The sequence below is a fragment of the Streptomyces chartreusis NRRL 3882 genome, assembly GCF_900236475.1.
GTDB lineage: Bacteria > Actinomycetota > Actinomycetes > Streptomycetales > Streptomycetaceae > Streptomyces > Streptomyces chartreusis_D.
Map to the genome: position 1 here is coordinate 885,881 of NZ_LT963352.1, position 16,351 is coordinate 902,231.

16 protein-coding genes are annotated in these 16,351 nt (G+C 73.0%); 13 read left to right on the plus strand and 3 right to left on the minus strand.

Going from position 1 to position 16,351, the window contains the following annotated elements; translation table 11 throughout:
* The first annotated feature begins 42 nt into the window (after window positions 1-42).
* Window positions 43-489 carry a type II toxin-antitoxin system PemK/MazF family toxin gene (locus SCNRRL3882_RS04045; RefSeq protein ID WP_010043609.1) on the plus strand — a complete coding sequence of 149 codons (447 nt, stop codon included), beginning with the start codon at window positions 43-45 and terminating at the stop codon, window positions 487-489.
* Here SCNRRL3882_RS04045 and SCNRRL3882_RS04050 read toward each other — a convergent pair.
* A complete protein-coding gene (locus SCNRRL3882_RS04050; RefSeq protein WP_010043606.1) occupies window positions 443-1,288 on the minus strand; it encodes a TIGR02452 family protein in 846 nt (281 codons plus the stop codon). The genes SCNRRL3882_RS04045 and SCNRRL3882_RS04050 overlap by 47 nt on opposite strands.
* A 291-nt stretch (window positions 1,289-1,579) precedes the next feature.
* On the opposite strand from SCNRRL3882_RS04050, the gene egtA reads away from it, so the two are divergent.
* The 5 genes from egtA (at window position 1,580) to SCNRRL3882_RS04075 (ending at window position 6,294) form a co-directional block, all read left to right on the plus strand.
* Window positions 1,580-2,881 carry an ergothioneine biosynthesis glutamate--cysteine ligase EgtA gene (gene egtA, locus SCNRRL3882_RS04055; protein WP_010043599.1) on the plus strand — a complete coding sequence of 434 codons (1,302 nt, stop codon included), beginning with the start codon at window positions 1,580-1,582 and terminating at the stop codon, window positions 2,879-2,881.
* A complete protein-coding gene (egtB, locus tag SCNRRL3882_RS04060) occupies window positions 2,878-4,215 on the plus strand; it encodes an ergothioneine biosynthesis protein EgtB (RefSeq protein ID WP_010043597.1) in 1,338 nt (445 codons plus the stop codon). The genes egtA and egtB overlap by 4 nt, the downstream gene beginning before the upstream one ends.
* On the plus strand, window positions 4,215-5,006 hold the full coding sequence (gene egtC, locus SCNRRL3882_RS04065; RefSeq protein ID WP_010043595.1) for an ergothioneine biosynthesis protein EgtC: 792 nt from the start codon (window positions 4,215-4,217) through the stop codon (window positions 5,004-5,006). The genes egtB and egtC overlap by 1 nt, the downstream gene beginning before the upstream one ends.
* The gene (gene egtD / locus SCNRRL3882_RS04070; protein WP_010043592.1) at window positions 5,003-5,965 is read left to right on the plus strand and encodes an L-histidine N(alpha)-methyltransferase; all 963 of its coding nucleotides are present in this window, start codon (window positions 5,003-5,005) and stop codon (window positions 5,963-5,965) included. Before egtC ends, egtD begins: the two co-directional genes overlap by 4 nt.
* 113 nt (window positions 5,966-6,078) lie before the next feature.
* The gene (locus SCNRRL3882_RS04075; RefSeq protein WP_010043589.1) at window positions 6,079-6,294 is read left to right on the plus strand and encodes a dodecin; all 216 of its coding nucleotides are present in this window, start codon (window positions 6,079-6,081) and stop codon (window positions 6,292-6,294) included.
* Between the two features lie 24 nt (window positions 6,295-6,318).
* Here SCNRRL3882_RS04075 and SCNRRL3882_RS04080 read toward each other — a convergent pair whose 3' ends face one another.
* Both SCNRRL3882_RS04080 and SCNRRL3882_RS04085 read right to left on the minus strand, forming a co-directional pair.
* Window positions 6,319-6,564 (minus strand): hypothetical protein, encoded by a 246-nt coding sequence (locus SCNRRL3882_RS04080; RefSeq protein WP_010043586.1) that lies wholly within the window; start codon window positions 6,562-6,564, stop codon window positions 6,319-6,321.
* Between the two features lie 78 nt (window positions 6,565-6,642).
* Window positions 6,643-7,137 (minus strand): nucleotidase, encoded by a 495-nt coding sequence (locus SCNRRL3882_RS04085; protein ID WP_029181429.1) that lies wholly within the window; start codon window positions 7,135-7,137, stop codon window positions 6,643-6,645.
* Between the two features lie 825 nt (window positions 7,138-7,962).
* Here SCNRRL3882_RS04085 and SCNRRL3882_RS04090 point away from each other — a divergent pair.
* The 7 genes from SCNRRL3882_RS04090 to SCNRRL3882_RS04120 all read left to right on the plus strand — a co-directional run bounded on the left by SCNRRL3882_RS04090 (window position 7,963) and on the right by SCNRRL3882_RS04120 (window position 16,320).
* Window positions 7,963-9,171, plus strand: a complete 1,209-nt coding sequence (locus SCNRRL3882_RS04090) for a right-handed parallel beta-helix repeat-containing protein (protein WP_010043584.1) — start codon at window positions 7,963-7,965, stop codon at window positions 9,169-9,171.
* A gap of 469 nt (window positions 9,172-9,640) precedes the next feature.
* Window positions 9,641-10,009, plus strand: a complete 369-nt coding sequence (locus tag SCNRRL3882_RS04095) for a DUF485 domain-containing protein (RefSeq protein WP_420031201.1) — start codon at window positions 9,641-9,643, stop codon at window positions 10,007-10,009.
* On the plus strand, window positions 10,003-11,598 hold the full coding sequence (locus SCNRRL3882_RS04100) for a cation acetate symporter (protein ID WP_010043582.1): 1,596 nt from the start codon (window positions 10,003-10,005) through the stop codon (window positions 11,596-11,598). The genes SCNRRL3882_RS04095 and SCNRRL3882_RS04100 overlap by 7 nt, the downstream gene beginning before the upstream one ends.
* Before the next feature lie 122 nt (window positions 11,599-11,720).
* Entirely contained in the window at window positions 11,721-11,891 is a 171-nt protein-coding gene (gene rpmF, locus SCNRRL3882_RS04105; RefSeq protein WP_010043581.1) for a 50S ribosomal protein L32, read from the plus strand.
* A 4-nt stretch (window positions 11,892-11,895) separates the two neighbouring features.
* Complete coding sequence (locus tag SCNRRL3882_RS04110) at window positions 11,896-13,074, plus strand: GTP-binding protein (protein ID WP_010043580.1); 1,179 nt, start codon at window positions 11,896-11,898, stop codon at window positions 13,072-13,074.
* Between the two features lie 79 nt (window positions 13,075-13,153).
* Window positions 13,154-14,815, plus strand: a complete 1,662-nt coding sequence (locus SCNRRL3882_RS04115; protein WP_010043579.1) for a helix-turn-helix domain-containing protein — start codon at window positions 13,154-13,156, stop codon at window positions 14,813-14,815.
* 119 nt (window positions 14,816-14,934) lie between these two features.
* A complete protein-coding gene (locus SCNRRL3882_RS04120) occupies window positions 14,935-16,320 on the plus strand; it encodes an FAD-binding oxidoreductase (protein ID WP_010043578.1) in 1,386 nt (461 codons plus the stop codon).
* Window positions 16,321-16,351: the final 31 nt, after the last annotated feature.

Below are 16,351 nucleotides of genomic sequence, written 5' to 3' on the forward strand. Positions count from 1 at the left end.
GTCGGTGGCCGGGCTCATGGCAACACCCCCTAGGGTGCCCCCGTGACCGCGTTTACCGATGAGGACGTCCCGGGCCGCTCCGGCCCCTCCGCCACCACCCAGGCCGATCCGCGCGAGGTGGGCCGGGTGCGCACCGAGTACTCGCCCGCGCACGACGGCGACCCCGACCCCGGCGAGATCGTCTGGACGTGGGTTCCCTTCGAGGAGAACGACGGGCGCGGCAAGGACCGCCCGGTGCTCGTGGTCGCCCGCGAGCCGTCGGGGACGTTCCTCGCCGTGCAGTTGTCCAGCAAGCGGCATGACGGCGATCGGGAGTGGGTGCCGATCGGCAGCGGACCCTGGGACCGGTCGGGCCGCGAGTCGTGGGTGGACGTGGACCGGGTCCTGCGGCTGCACGAGGACGGCATGCGCCGGGAGGCCTGCGCCCTGGACCGTATGCGGTTCAACCTCGTCCGGCACCGGCTGCGGGAGCGCTACGGCTGGAGCTGAAGGCCTTCTCGAAGGCGCCCCGCACCGCTCCGTCCGGCGTCCGGTCCAGCACCCCGAACACCACGTGCTCGAAGGCCCCCGTGAAGCGCCCGCCGGGTGCCAGCAACGCCCGGAACGCCCCGGCGACCTGCGCCGGGTCGTTGCGGAAGACGCCGCATCCCCAGGCGCCCAGCACCAGGTGCCGGTAGCCGTGGGCGGCGGCCGTCTCCAGGACCCGTTCGGCGCGGACGGCGAGGGCCCGCGGCAGTTCCGGGGCTCGTTCGGGTGCCGTGCGGAGCACCACGCCCGCGTTGGGCGCCGCCGAGGTCAGGAAGCCCGCGGTGTACGGCTCGTCCAGCAGGCGGCCCCGGTCGTCCCGGAAGACGGGCACGGCGGGTGAGTGGATGACACGGTCCGTGTAGAACGGGTCGCGGTGGGCCCGGTGGTGGTCGTAGAACGGGCGGGCCCGGAGCAGACAGGTGTACAGCGCCGAGGCCCGGCACAGGGCCTCTTCCTGGGCCTGGGCGCCGTTCAGGTAGCCGCCGCCTGGGTTGCGGGCCGAGGCGAAGTTCAGTACGGCCACGTTCCCGCCGAGCCGGCGGGCCGCCTCCAGGCTGCTCTCGCCCGTGACCTCGACCCGTGTCCCGGTCACCCGAGTGGAGGGCACCGGCACCGGTTCCGGGCCGTACATGCGCGTGCCCTCGCGGGCGGCCCGGAGCTCGGCCGCGATGGACACCTCGCGCCCGTCCGGCGCCCGGTAGGCGCCGGCCGCCACGATCTGCTCGGTCTGCTGGGCGACACCGCGCAGGCGCGCGCTCACGGCGCCACCCCCGTGTGCGCCGTGACCGCGTGCCGCGCGGTCCGTCTTGTCGTGCTCACGCAGGCATGGTCGGTGATGCCGACCGTGCGGTGCAACGGAGTTTTCGCCACCGGAGAACACCGGGGAAAGCGCCGGGAAACGCCCGTCCGGTCCCGATGACCGCCCCGGAACGCCCCGGTACGCCCCCTTGTGCCGAGCGACACGAGGGACTTGGGTGGGACGAGTGATCCCGGCCCGGGCCGCCGAAGAGCCCGGACCGGTGGCATGGTGGAATCTCAGGAGGATCCCTACATGTCCGAATCGGTAGGTGGCTGTACCCGGCCACGCACCTCACTGTCCGAAGCCGAGGTCGAGGCGCTCGTCCGCGGCATCTGTTTCAAGACCGGCCCGCCGCGCCGCCTCGGCGTCGAGGTGGAATGGCTCGTCCACGAGCTGCGCGCACCGCAGCTCCCCGTCACACCCGAACGACTCGACGCGGCCTACGCCGCACTGCGGCCCCTGTCCCTGAGGTCGGCGCTCACCGTGGAGCCCGGCGGCCAGCTGGAGCTGAGCTCGCCCCCCGCCGCCTCGCTGACGGAAGTCATCGCCACCGTCTCCGCCGACCTCGACGCCGTCCGCGCGGTCCTGCGCGACAACGGCCTCACGCTGGTCGGCCTCGGCCACGACCCCTGGCACGAGCCCCGCCGGTTCCTGCGCGAACCGCGCTACGACGCCATGGAGACCTGCCTCGACCGCACCGGCCCCTCCGGCCGCGCCATGATGTGTGCCTCGGCCTCCGTGCAGGTGTGCGTGGACGCCGGCCACGAGGAGCCGGGGCCTCTCGGCCATGTGCGACGCTGGTGGCTGGCCCATCACCTCGGCGCGGTCCTGGTGGCCGCGTTCGCCAACTCCCCGCTCGCCGGTCACCGCCCGACCGGCTGGCTGTCCACCCGGCAGCTGATGTGGACCCGGATCGGCGCCGGCCGGGCGGGCGGACCGCCCCTGGACGCCGACCCGCGCGGCGCCTGGGCCCGGCACGTGCTGGACTCCCCCGTGATGTGCGTACGGCGCGACGCCGGGCCCTGGGACGTCCCGGAGGGGCTCACCTTCCGCGAGTGGATCCGCACCGGCGTCCCCCGGCCGCCGACGCGGGAGGACCTCGACTACCACGTCACGACGCTGTTCCCGCCGGTCAGGCCGCGCGGCCACCTCGAACTGCGCATGATCGACGCGCAGCCCGGTGACGACGGCTGGATCGTGCCGCTGGCCGTGACCGCGGCGCTGTTCGACGACCCGGAGGCCGCCGAGACCGCCTACCGGACCGTGAAGCCGCTGGCCGAGCGCACACTCGGGATGCCCGCGCCGCACAACCCGCTGTGGGTCGACGCGGCCCGCAGCGGTCTGGCCGACGCCGAACTGCGCGAGGTGGCCGTCACGTGCTTCACGGCCGCGCTGGACGCCCTGCCCCGGCTCGGCGCCGCGCCCGAGGTCATCGAGGCCGTCACGGCCTACCTGGACCGCCATGTCGTCCTGGGCCGCTGCCCCGCCGACGACCTGCTCGACCGACAGCGCGGCACGGACGGTCGCGCCCACGGGAAGGACCTGCGCCCATGACCGACACCAGCCCCGCTGTCGACACCGATACCACCGACCCCGAGATCCTGCGCGAGCGCGCGGTCGCCTCGCTGGTCGTCGCCCGCGACCGCACCACCCTGCTGACGAGCTGCGTCGAGGACCCCGACCTGACCGCACAGCACTCGCCGCTGATGTCGCCGCTCGTGTGGGACCTGGCGCACATCGGCAACCAGGAGGAGCAGTGGCTGCTGCGGGCCGTCGCCGGGCACGAGGCGATACGGCCCGAGATCGACGGCCTCTACGACGCGTTCGAGCATCCGCGGGCCGAGCGGCCGAAGCTGCCCCTGCTGTCGCCCGCCGAGGCCCGCACGTACGCGGCCGACGTGCGCGGCCGTGCCCTGGACGTGCTGGAGAAGGCCGCGTTCCACGGGACGCGGCTGACGGAGGCCGGGTTCGCCTTCGGGATGATCGCACAGCACGAACAGCAGCACGACGAGACCATGCTGATCACCCATCAGCTACGCAGGGGACCGCAGGCCCTGACGGCGCCCGACCCCGATCCGGTACCGCTGTTCACCGGTCCGTCCGAAGTCCTCGTCCCCGGCGGCCCGTTCACCATGGGCACCTCCGACGAGCCGTGGGCCCTGGACAACGAACGGCCCGCGCACCGGCGCGAGGTGGCGCCCTTCCGGATCGACACCACGCCGGTGACGAACGGCGCGTACCAGGCGTTCATCGAGGACGGCGGCTACGACGACCCGCGCTGGTGGACCGCGGACGGCTGGGCCCACATCCGCCGGAACTCCATCTCGGCCCCGCTGTTCTGGCGACGGGACGGCAGGCAGTGGCTGCGGCGGCGCTTCGGCGTCACCGAGGTCGTCCCGCCGGACGAGCCGGTGCTGCACGTGTGCTGGTACGAGGCCGACGCCTACGCCCGCTGGGCGGGACGCCGGCTGCCCACGGAGGCCGAGTGGGAGAAGGCGGCCCGGTACGACCCGGCCGGCGACCGCTCCATGCGCTACCCGTGGGGCGACGCCGACCCGGGCCCCGAGCACGCCAACCTCGGCCAGCGGCACCTGCGTCCGGCGCCCGCCGGGAGCTACCCGGCCGGCGAGTCATCGCTCGGGGTACGGCAGTTGATCGGCGACGTGTGGGAGTGGACGGCGAGCGACTTCCTGCCGTACCCGGGGTTCAGGGCGTTCCCGTACAAGGAGTACTCGGAGGTCTTCTTCGGGTCCGACCACAAGGTGCTGCGCGGCGGTTCGTTCGCCGTGGACGCGGTGGCCTGCCGGGGCACGTTCCGCAACTGGGACTACCCGATCCGGCGGCAGATCTTCTCCGGGTTCCGCACGGCCCGCTCGGAGGATGTCTGATGTGCCGTCATGTGGCGTACGTGGGACCGGCGGAGCCGCTCGGCCGGTTCCTCGTGGAACCCCCGCACGGACTGTACCGGCAGTCTTGGGCGCCCCGGCGACAGCGGTACGGCACGGTCAACGCCGACGGTTTCGGCGTGGGCTGGTACGCCGAGGGCGACCCGGTGCCGGCCCGCTACCGCCGAGCGGGGCCGATCTGGGCGGACCTGTCGTTCGCCGATCTCGCCCGAGTCGTACGGTCCACCGCACTGCTCGCCGCGGTGCGGGACGCGACGCTGTCGGGCGCGGACGCGGAGGCCGCGGCGGCGCCGTTCGCCGCGGGGACCTGGCTGTTCAGCCACAACGGGGCGGTCAAGGGCTGGCCCGGCTCGCTCGCGCCGGTGTCCCGCACCCTGCCCCCGGAGGACCTCCTGTCGCTGGAGGCCCGCAACGACTCGGCGCTCGTGTGGGCCCTGGTCCTGGCCCGGTTGCGGAGCGGCGACGAGCAGGGCCAGGCGCTGGCCGACACGGTCCTGGAGGTCGCCGCCGCCGCGCCCGGTTCCCGGCTCAACCTCCTGCTCACCGACGGCGACACCATCACGGCGACCGCCTGGGGCGACACCCTCTGGTATCTCACCCGGCCCGGCGGCGGCACCGCCGTGGCCTCCGAGCCCTACGACGACGATCCGCACTGGCAGGAGGTTCCCGACCGCACCCTGCTCGCGGCGAGCCGCACGGACGTGCTGCTCACACCGCTGAAGGAGCCGGCCGACGCCTTCGTGCCCGCATCTCCCGAGGAGCCCCGTACGTGAGCCCGTTCCACCTCACCCGCACCCTGCCCGAGGACGCCACGGACGCCGCGCTGCGCGCCGACGTCCACCGGGGTCTGACCGACCGTCCCAAGACGCTGCCGCCGAAGTGGTTCTACGACGCCCACGGCAGCGACCTGTTCGAGAAGATCACCGAACTGCCCGAGTACTACCCGACGCGCGCCGAACGGGAAATCCTCGTGGCGCGCTCCGGCGACATCGCCGCGGCGACCCATGCCCGCACGCTGGTCGAGCTGGGCTCCGGCTCGTCGGAGAAGACGCGGCATCTGCTCGACGCCCTGACGGACCTGCACACGTACGTCCCCGTCGACGTCAGCGGGAGCGCGCTCACCCAGGCCGGGCAGGCGCTCGCCGCCGAGCGGCCGGGTCTCGACGTGCACGCGCTGATCGCCGACTTCACCGCGGAGCTGACGCTGCCCGACACGCCGGGGCCGCGGCTGGTGGCGTTCCTCGGCGGCACGGTCGGCAACCTGCTGCCCGCCGAGCGCGCCGCGTTCCTGGCGAACGTGCGGGCCCTGCTCGCACCGGGCGACGCCCTGCTGCTGGGCACGGACCTGGTCAAGGACGAGGAGGTGCTGGTCCGGGCGTACGACGACGCGGCCGGGGTGACGGCCGCGTTCAACAAGAACGTGCTCACCGTGATCAACCGCGAGCTCGGCGCCGACTTCGAGCCCGCCGCGTTCGACCACGTGGCGCTGTGGGACGCCGAGCACGAGTGGATCGAGATGCGGCTGCGCTCCGCTACGGCGCAGACCGTGAAGGTGCCGGCGCTCGACCTCGCCGTCGACTTCGCGGCGGGCGAGGAGTTGCGCACCGAGGTGTCGGCGAAGTTCCGGCAGGAGGGTCTGCGGAGCGAACTGTTCGCCGCGGGGCTGGATCTGGCCCACTGGTGGACGGACGGCGCGGGCCGGTTCGCGCTGTCGCTGAGCGTGGTGCGCTGACGTCCCCGTGCCCCTGGACGGCGGCGGGGCGGGAGACGACGTCTCGCGCTTCGTCGCCGCTTGGGGCACGGTGGAGTGACGTGTGACACCCGTCACTGAAGAGGAGCAGCGGCATGTCGAACCACACCTACCGGGTCACGGAGATCGTCGGCACCTCCCCCGACGGCGTCGACCAGGCCATCCGCAACGGCATCGGCCGGGCCTCAGCGACCCTGCGCAACCTGGACTGGTTCGAGGTGACGGAGGTGCGCGGACGGCTCGAGGACGGGCAGATCGCGCACTGGCAGGTGGAGCTGAAGGTCGGCTTCCGGCTGGAGGACGCCGAGTAGTCCGCCGTCCTCCGAACGGCCTACTCAGTCCGGCAGCGGTGCCGAGGTGGAACGGCCCGGCTGCTTGCCCTCCGGCGGGTAGTCGCAGTCGATGCTGCTCACCTCCCGGTCGCCGTCCTCCGAGTCGACGATCGCCACGCCCGTGCAGGCCCGGCCGTGTTCGTCGGTCCACGTGACGATCTCGCTCCGGTCGGGCTTCGCGCAGCCGGTGAGCAGCACGGCGCCGACGAGCGCCGCTGCCGCGAGCGCGCCCCCACGACTTCCCTTCATGGCATCCCCCGTATGTCCGAGTGCGCTGTCCGGCACGGGCATACCCGGCGGAGGTGAACACTCCGCCAACGCGTGCTCTCAGGTGCGTCCTTCCCGCTCCTGCGCCGCCTTCAGCTCGGCGGACCGGGCAGCCCAGTCGGCCCGTACGACGGTGAAGCCCGCGCGCCGGGCGTCCTCGCAGACCAGTTCGTCGTCGTCCACGAGGACACGGACCTCGCGGGTGCGGGCGAGCCGCCGCAGGATCTCCAGCTTGGTGAACCGGGCGGGCCTGCGGTCGGCGTCGCGCCGCATGTACACCCGCCCCTCGGGCAGTTCCTGCGCGGCGAGCCAGTCGAGCGTGTCGCGCCGGCAGCGCTCGGGCCGCCCGGTGAGGTAGACGATCTCGCACTCCCGCGCGCTCTCCTCGACCAGGGCGATGCCCTCCGGGAGCGGCGGGTCCTCGGGCGCCGCCGCGAAGAAGCCGTCCCAGTCCCGCGGCCTGCGCTCCAGGAACCGCTGCCGGTGCGCGGTGTCGGCGAGGGTGTTGTCCAGGTCGAACACGGCCAGCGGAGCCTCACGGCGATCGTCACTCACGCCGCCCACCCTAGGCCGTCCGGCGGCCCCGGTCGCCCGCCCGGGGGCGGGCCGACCGCGTGTGGTGCGCGGCGACGGGGCCACCGCCCGGGTCGCGGGAGGCGGGACGCCCGGGCCGCGCCCGAAGCCGGCGCGTCGCCCGCCCCGTGCCGCCCCGGGCCGGCGGTAGCTGCAGTGCTCACCCACGCCCGGCCCGGGGACACGGGAACGGGGCCCCACCCGGAGCCCCCCCTCGCGCCCCACCCCGCGCCCAGTCCCCGGTCCGGGAGCCACCGCCTGGGGCGCGAGAGGCGGAACGCCGGCCCGGCGCCCGAAGCCGGCGCGTCGCCCGCCCCGTGCCGCCCCGGGCCGGCGGTAGCTGCAGTGCTCACCCACGCCCAGCCCCGGGACACGAGAACGGGGCCCCACCCGGAGCCCGTCTCTCGCCCCACCCCGCGCCCAGTCCCCGGCCCCCGGCCCCAGAGAACGGGCCCGTGCCCCAGGCCGGCTCGCCACCGGGCGGCGAGCCCGCTGCCCGGCTCCCCGTCCGCGAGGACACGGGGCCGCGCCCGGAGCCCGTCCGTCGCCCCGTCCCGCGCCCAGCCTCCAGTCCGTACCCCGCAGCCCCGCAGCCCGCAGTAACGGGGCCCTGCCCATGGCCGACCCGAACACCCGGGCGGCTGGCCGACTACCCGCCTCCCGGTCCACGGGAACCCGAGGCCCTGCATGGAGCCCGCCCCCGTGAAACGAGCACCTCCTCCGCCCGCGCCTCCCGACCCCGGCAACCTTCACCCCTCTGGCGGCCACTGCTCTGCGACACCCACGTAGGTACAGGCAGGAGGCCGTATGCGTAACGCAGCGATCTGGTCGATGGCGATGGCGGGGGCCGCGGTGGCCATGGCGCTGGGCGGGCCCGTGGAGCCGGCGGTTGCGGCGGGCGCGACCCTGGTCGTGGCGCCCACCGGGGACGACTCCGGCCCCGGCACGCTCGACCGGCCGCTGAGGACCATTCAGCGGGCGGTGGACCTGGCGAGGCCCGGTGACACCATCAGCGTGCGCGGCGGGACGTACGCCCTCACCGACAACATCACCATCGCCACCTCGGGTACCGCGTCCCAGCCCATCACCCTCTCGCCGTACCAGGGCGAGCGCGTGGTCGTCGACGGGGAGAAGCTGCCCGCCGGCCACACCCCGGTCGGCGGCAGCATCCCGCGTGCCGAGCGCGGGGCGGTCCACATGGAGGCGTCGCACTGGCGGATCTCGGGTCTGGAGATCGTCAACGGCCCGTACGGCGTGTACTGCGACGGCTGCAACAGCAACGTCTTCGCGCGCCTGAGCACGCACGACAACTACGAGTCCGGCTTCCAGCTCCAGGGCGCATCGAGCAACAACCAGATCCTGAACCTGGACAGCTACGGCAACCGCGACCCCCGCAAGAACGGCGAGAGCGCCGACGGCCTGGCCGTCAAGGAAGGCAGCGGTTCGGGCAACCTGGTGCGCGGCGCCCGGCTGTGGAACAACGTCGACGACGGCTTCGACGCCTGGAAGTTCGCCTCCCCGATCACGATCGAGAACACGGTGGCGTACGGCAACGGCTTCAACCGCTGGAACTTCCCCGACTTCGCGGGCGACGGGAACGGCTTCAAACTCGGCGGTGGCAGCCCGGCCCCGGCGGTGTCCCACACGGTCCGGGGCAGCGTCTCGTTCAAGAACGCCAAGCACGGCTTCACCGACAACGGCAACCCGGGCTCCCTCGCCCTGAGCCGCAACTCCACGTACGCCAACGCCGGTACGGGCTTCGACGCCGACGTCTCGGCCGGGACCGCCAGGCTCACCGGCAACCTCGCGATCGCGGACCAGCGCCCGGCGGCCGTCGGGTCCGGGACGGTCGCCGACGGCAACTCCTGGAACCTCGGCGGAACGTGGAACGCCGCCTCGGTCCTGAGCACCGACCCGGCCCCGCTCACCGGCCCCCGATCGGCGGACGGCTCGCTGCCGAAGGCTCCGGCGTTCCTCGTACCCCGGTCCGGCACCGCCGTCGGCGCCCGTTTCTGAACAGGTCGGCCGGAGAAAAGGTCCGTACTATTCACCGGGCCGACCTTTTCCGGCAGGCCGTCGCACTATCGCCAACCTTCAACTGTGGCGTGAACGAGCCATGCACAGCCGTCAATTGGTCCTCACAGTTGATGGCTCAAGCGTCGCACTGACATACTCCGCATTCAGCCTCGCCACCACCCGTGGCCGGGGCTGGTCGGGGATCCCCACACAGAACCCCGAGGCCGTCCGCGTGAATCCGAACAGCGAGTTTTTCGGTTTCACGAGACCCCCACAGAGCCCGCACCCCCACAGTGCGTCCGGCATCCCTCCACCCTGCTCGAAAGCCGGACGAGAACACTGACTCGAAGGGGTCGAGTGCGGGGCACGTAGCAGCGAAGAAGGTGCGCCTGTGCCCGAATTTCCACCGCGACGGGACGACACTCCCACATTCCCGCTTCCGCACATCGAACACACTCCGCCGTCTCGCATATCCGATCATCCCGAATTCCACTCTCTGCGTCGCGCGCAGCGCCGGTTCGGCATCCGGGCGACGATCTTGTCCGTCGGCGGATTCCTGCTGTATGTGCTGTTGTCGAGTTTTGTGCCCGCGGTGATGAACCAGCCGCTGTTCGGCCACCTCACGATCGGACTCACCCTCGGCCTCGGCCAGTTCGTCATCATGGGCGTGACCGCGTGGTGCTACGTCCGGCACATGCGCACCCGGGTCGATCCGCTCGCCCGCGGCCTGAGGTCCCGGCAGTACGAGAACGAGAACCGCCGCACCCGCTCGGCGGCGCCGCCCCAAGGGGCCGGGCAGCCCCTCCAGCACGGCACGAGGGGGTTCCGCACGTGGTGACGCTCGCCGCCATCGACGACAGCAGCCTCCAGCTCACGTTCGTACTGTTCCTGACCGTGGTCGTGATCACCCTGTTCACGGCACTGCTGACGGCGCCCCAGCGGGACGAGATCAGCGAGTTCTACCTCGGCAACCGCGCCATGTCGCCGTTGCGCAACGGCCTCGCCATGTGCGGCGACTACCTGTCCGCCGCCACCCTGCTGGGCAGCACCGGCCTGGTCGCCCTGACCGGGTACGACGGACTGATGTACCTCGGCGGCACCACCGTCGCCTGGATGATGGTGCTGCTGCTCATCGCCGAACCCCTGCACCGCACGGGCAAGTTCACCCTGGGCGACACGGTGGCGCTGCGCCTGCCCCGGCAGCAACGGCCGGTGCGGGTCGCGCTGGCCGTCTGCATCCTGGCCATCGCCACCCTCTACCTGGTGGCCCAACTCGTCGGCAGCGTGGCTCTGCTGACCCAGTTCACCGGCGTGCCGAGCGGCACCACCCGCACCCTGTGCGTGGTCGTGATCGGTGCCTTCGTGATCCTCTACGCCTCCCTCGGCGGCATGCCCGGGGCGACGGTCATCCAGATCATCAAGGCCGTGATGCTGATCGCGGGCGTGCTGTTCACCGCGGGCTGGGTGCTCTACCGCTTCGACTGGAACCCGAACGCCCTGCTCGAAAGGGCGGCCGACCGCAGCGGTACGGGCCTGGCCTTCCTCGAACCCGGGCTGCGTTACGGTGGCACGGTCAGCAACAAGCTGGACTTCCTCAGCCTCGAACTGGCCATCGTCCTCGGTCTCGCCGCCCTTCCGCACGTGCTGATGCGGCTGCTCGCCCCGCGCAGCAGCGGTGTCCTGCGCTCCTCCGTCCTGTGGGCCATCGGCCTGGTCGGCGCGGTCTGCTTCGGGGCCGGCATCCTCGGCCTCGGCGCCACCGCGCTCCTCGGCCGGGACGCCATCGAGAGCACGGACCGCACCGGCAACGCCTCCGTCCTGCTGCTCGCGCACGAGCTGGGCGGCAGTGTCCTGACCGCGCTGCTGACCTGCCTGGCGTATCTGACCCTGCTCGCCGTGGCGGTGGGCCTCACCCTGGCCGCGGCCTCGTCCCTCGCGCACGACCTGTACAGCGAGGTGATCCGCAAGGGCCGGGCGAGCCAGACGGAGGAGCTGACCGTCGCCCGGCTGTCCGGGGCGGTCATCGGCACCCTCGGCATCCTGCTCGCCCTCGTCGCCTGGGGGGCGAACACCGCGACGCTCGCGTTCCTCGCCTTCGCCATCGCGGCGTCCGCGATCCTGCCGACGATCGTCTACACCCTCTTCTGGCGGCGCTTCACGGCGAAGGGAGCGCTGCTCAGCCTCTACGGCGGTCTGCTCAGCTCCGTCCTGCTCGCCGTCTTCTCCCCCGTCGTCTCCTCCGCCCCGGCCTCGTTCTACCCCGAGGTCGACTTCGCCTGGTTCCCGCTCCAGAACCCCGGCATCGTCTCCATCCCGTTGGGCTTCCTGCTGGGCTGGCTCGGCACGGTGCTGGACAAGGGCCCGGCCGAGGAGAGCACCGCGCACGAGGAGTTCGAGGTGCGGATGCTCGTGGGCGCCGACGACTGACGCTTCGGACCGGGGCACCGGCCTCCGGGCACCGGCCACGGCCGCGCACCGGGGACGCGAATTGTTAATGGGATCCATTTTCATGTAGCGTCCTCGGTGCCTGCCCACCGAGGAGGAGTCCCATGGCTGTCCCGAAGCGGAAGATGTCCCGCAGCAACACCCGTCACCGCCGCGCCCAGTGGAAGGCCGCCACGCCGACACTGGTCCCGGTCACCGTCGACGGCGTCCGTCACCTCGTACCGCAGAACCTGGTCAAGGCCTACGAGCGCGGGCTGCTGCGCCCCGAGGGCTGACCCCGTGCCGTACGAACGACTGCCCGTCACGGTGCTCTCCGGATTCCTCGGGGCGGGCAAGACCACCCTGCTCAACCACGTCCTGGCCAACCGCGAGGGCCTGCGCGTCGCCGTCATCGTCAACGACATGAGCGAGGTCAACATCGACGCGGCCCTGGTGCGCGGCGGCGAGGCCGCCCTGTCGCGGACCGAGGAACGCCTGGTCGAGATGACCAACGGCTGCATCTGCTGCACGCTCCGCGACGACCTGCTGGACGAGGTGGACCGGCTGGCCCGCGAAGGCCGGTTCGACCATCTCCTCATCGAATCGTCCGGGATCTCCGAACCCATGCCCGTCGCGGCCACCTTCGCCTTCGCCCGCGACGACGGCGCCACCCTCGACGACGTGGCCCTGCTGGACACCATGGTCACGGTCGTCGACGCGGCCAACTTCCTAGCCGAGCTGGACAGCGGCGACGACCTCGCCGAGCGCGGTCTCGCCCCGTACGAGGACGACGAGCGCACGGTCAGCGACCTGCTCGTCGACCAGGTCGAGTTCGCCGACGTCCTGGTCCTCAACAAGCTCGACCTGGTCGACGAGGAGGCGGCGGCCCGGCTGCGGGCGGCCCTGACCCGGCTGAACCCGGTCGCCCGGCTGGTCCCGGCGACGCACGGCCGGGTGGACCTCCGCCAGGTGCTCGGCACCCGCCTGTTCGACCTGGAACGCGCCCAGCAGGCACCGGGATGGGTACGGGAACTCAACGGCGACCACGTCCCCGAGACCGAGGAGTACGGCATCTCCTCCACCGTCTTCCGCTCCGAACTCCCCTTCCACCCGGGCCGGTTGTGGACCCTCGTGACGGAGGGACTCGACGCGGGGACGTACGGGCGGATCCTGCGGTCGAAGGGGTTCTTCACCCTGGCGAGCCGCCCGCACGTCACCGGGCTGTGGTCGCAGGCCGGGTCCGTCGCCCGGTTCGAGCCGTCCGCCGCGCGTGACCACGAGGCGCCCCACGCACAGGAGCTGGTGTTCATCGGGACGCAGGTCGAGCATGACGCCCTGCACACCGCGCTGACCGGCTGCCTGATGCGGCCCGGCGAGAGCGTCCCGGCGGCCGACCCGTTCCCCGCCTGGGACACGGACGGCTTCACGGACACCTGCGAACACGAGCACGCCGCACAGCTCCCGGCCTCCCTCCACTGACCCCGGGCCGCGGCGCCCCCGGCCTGCCTATGCTGGTGAGAGGCGGTCACGCTCGGCAAGAGCGCGAAGGGAGCCGCACGTGACGGAGACCGCGCTGCGGCAGGCACGAGACGCCGTGGCCCGGGAGGCGTGGGCCGAGGCGTACCGCCTCCTGCGCGGCCTGGACGCCGGCCGTCTCGCCCCGGACGACTGTGCCGCGCTCGCCGATGCCGCCTGGTGGACCAGCCGGGTGGAGGAGTCGATCACCGCACGGATGCGGGCCTACTCCGGCTACACGGCACGGGGCGACGCCCGGCGGGCCGGATACTGCGCCTGGATGCTCTTCTACGAGCACCAGCTGGCCGGGCACACGGCCGTGGCCGCCGGCTGGCTGCGCCGGGCCCGCCGGCACCTCGGCGGCGAGCCGGAGTGCGCCGAGCAGTGCTACCTCGCCTGGATGGACGCGGAGGAGGCGCGGCAGCGCGGCGCGTTCGGCGAGGCGATGACCGCCGCCCGCCGGATGACGCACCTCGCCCGGCGCTGCGGCAGCCCGGACCTGACCGCCATGGGAGTGCAGGCGCAGGCCGGGGTCCTGGTGGCCGAGGGCCGGGTCGCCGAGGGGCTCGACCTCCTCGACGAGGCGATGTGCTCGGCCACGGCGGGCGAACTCAGCAGCTTCTTCACCGGGTGGGTCTACTGCCTGGGGCTCCAGCAGTGCATGGCCTGTGCCGACCTCGAACGCGCCGCCGAGTGGACCGACGCGGCCATGCGGTGGTGCGCGTCCATGCCGGCGGAGAACAACTACCGCGGGCTGTGCCGGGTGCACCGCGTGGAGGTACTGGAGCTGCGCGGCAACTGGCCGGAGGCGGTGGCCGAGGCCGTACGGACCTGCGAGGAGCTGCTGCCGTACGAGCGGCGGATCGCCGCGGAGGCCTTCTACGTGACCGGGGAGATCCAGCGGCACCGCGGTGAGCTCGCGGCTGCCGAGGAAGCGTACGCGCGGGCGCACGAACTCGGCCGCGATCCGCAGCCCGGCCTCGCCCTGCTGCGGCTGGTCCAGGGCAGGGCGCGGGCCGCGGCGTCGATGCTGCGTCCGGCCCTCGCCGGTCACGAGGGGGCCCCTTGGGCCGGCAGCCTCGGACGGTGCAGGCTGCTCGCGGCCCAGGTGGAGATCGCCCTCGCGCTCGGCCGGCTGGAGGAGGCCCGTACGGCGGCCGGGGACCTCGGTGCGCTTGCCCGGGAGTGGCAGCGGCGGTGCGGTTCGGCGACGACGCCGCTGCACGCCAGCGCCGCCGCGGCGGACGGCGCGGTGGCGCTCGCGGAGCGTGACCCGGACCGCGCGCTGCCCCTGCTGCGCCGCGCCCTTGCGCTCTGGCTCGGGCTCGACGTCCCTTACGAGGCGGCCCAGGTGCGGATGACCCTGGCCGCCGTGGACGGCGCATGCGGGGACGAGGAAGGGGCCCGGATGGAGTTGCGGGCCGCGCGGCAGACCTTCCAGCGGCTGGGTGCCGTACCGGACGCCCGCCGGGCCGCGGCCCTGCTGGCCAGCGCGCGCCGACGGGATGCGGGCGGGCTCACCGAGCGTGAGATCGAGGTGCTGCGGCTGGTCGCGGCGGGGCGGACGAACCGGGCCGTCGCCGCCGAACTGGTGATCAGCGAGCACACCGTCGCCCGGCACCTCAACAACATCTTCGCGAAGCTCGGCGTGTCCTCGCGGGCCGCGGCGACGGCGTACGCGTACCGGCACGGGCTGGCCGCCTGATGGGCTGTTCGGCCCATGCCGAGTCCCCGGAGATGGGCCGTTCCGGCGATGAACCGCCCCGGCCGCAGGCGTAGACAGGTGCTGTACCCGAAGCGGCGAACGGAAGGCGGGTGGCGGTCATGACCACCTCCACACCAGCCCTGGACGAGCGGCTGCTGGAGCGGCTGCGCGGCGCCCTGCGCGGTGACATCGTCCGGCCCGGCGAACCGGACTACGACGAGGCCCGCAGGGTCTACAACGCCCTGCACGACAAGCACCCGGCGATCGTCGTCAGGGCCGTCGACGCCGGTGACGTCATCGCCACGGTGGACTTCGCCCGCGACCAGGGGCTGCCGCTCGCGGTGCGCGGCGGCAGTCACAGCGTCCCCGGCTACGGCACCTGCGACGACGGTGTCGTCCTCGACCTGGGGCGGATGCGCGGCGTCCGCGTCGACCCCGGGGGGCGCACGGCCTGGGTCGGGGGCGGCGCCACCTGGGCGGACGTCGACCACGCCACGCATGCCTTCGGCCTGGCCACCACCGGCGGGATGGTCTCCACGACGGGAGTGGGCGGCCTGACGACGGGCGGCGGGATGGGCTACCTGGCCCGGCGCTGCGGTCTGGCCTGCGACAACCTGGTCGCGGTGGACCTGGTGACGGCCGACGGGTCCTTCCTGACCTGCACCGAGGAGCACGACGCCGACCTGCTGTGGGCGGTGCGCGGAGGCGGCGGGAACTTCGGCGTCGTCACCTCGTTCGCCTACCGTCTGCACCCGGTGGCGGACGTCCTCGGCGGGCCGACGTTCTACCCGCTCGACGGCGAGGTGATCCGCCGGTACCGCGAGCTCGTCGCCGAGGGCGACGAGCGGCTCGGCGCGGTGCTCGTCGTCGGGCTCGGACCGCCGGTGCCGTTCCTGCCCGAACACTGGCACGGTCGGCCCCTCTGCGGCGTGATCACCTGCTGGACCGGGCCGGAGGCCCAGGACGACGAGGTCCGCGCCCGTGTCGCCGGGCTGGGGCCGGTACTGGGCCGGCACGTGGCGCGCATGCCCTACCCGCTGATCAACACCCTGTTCGACGCCCTGGTGCCCCCGGGACTCTTCCACTACTGGAAGGGCGCCTTCCTCAAGGGCCTGCCGGACGGCGCCGTCGACGCGTTCGTCGAGCACGGCGCCACGACACCCTCCCTGCAGAGCGTGACGATCGGCTTCCCCCTCGACGGCGCCTGCCACCGGGTCGGGCCACAGGACACCGCCTTCTCCTATCGGGACGCCGACTTCTCGATCGCGCTCAGCGCGACCCTGACGACGCGTGAGGACTGCGAGGCGCAGAAGGGCTGGGTGCGCGCCTTCCACGGGGCGCTCGAACCGCACTCCCTGGAGGGCGCTTACGTCAACTTCCAGGACAGCGACGACGAGCACCGGGTGCCCGTCAACTACCGCGGGAACCACGCCCGACTGACGGAGCTGAAGCGGCGTCACGACCCGGGCAACCTGTTCCGCCTCAACCACAACATCGCTCCGTGAGGACGAGGTGTGCACGGGCCGGAGGAATCCT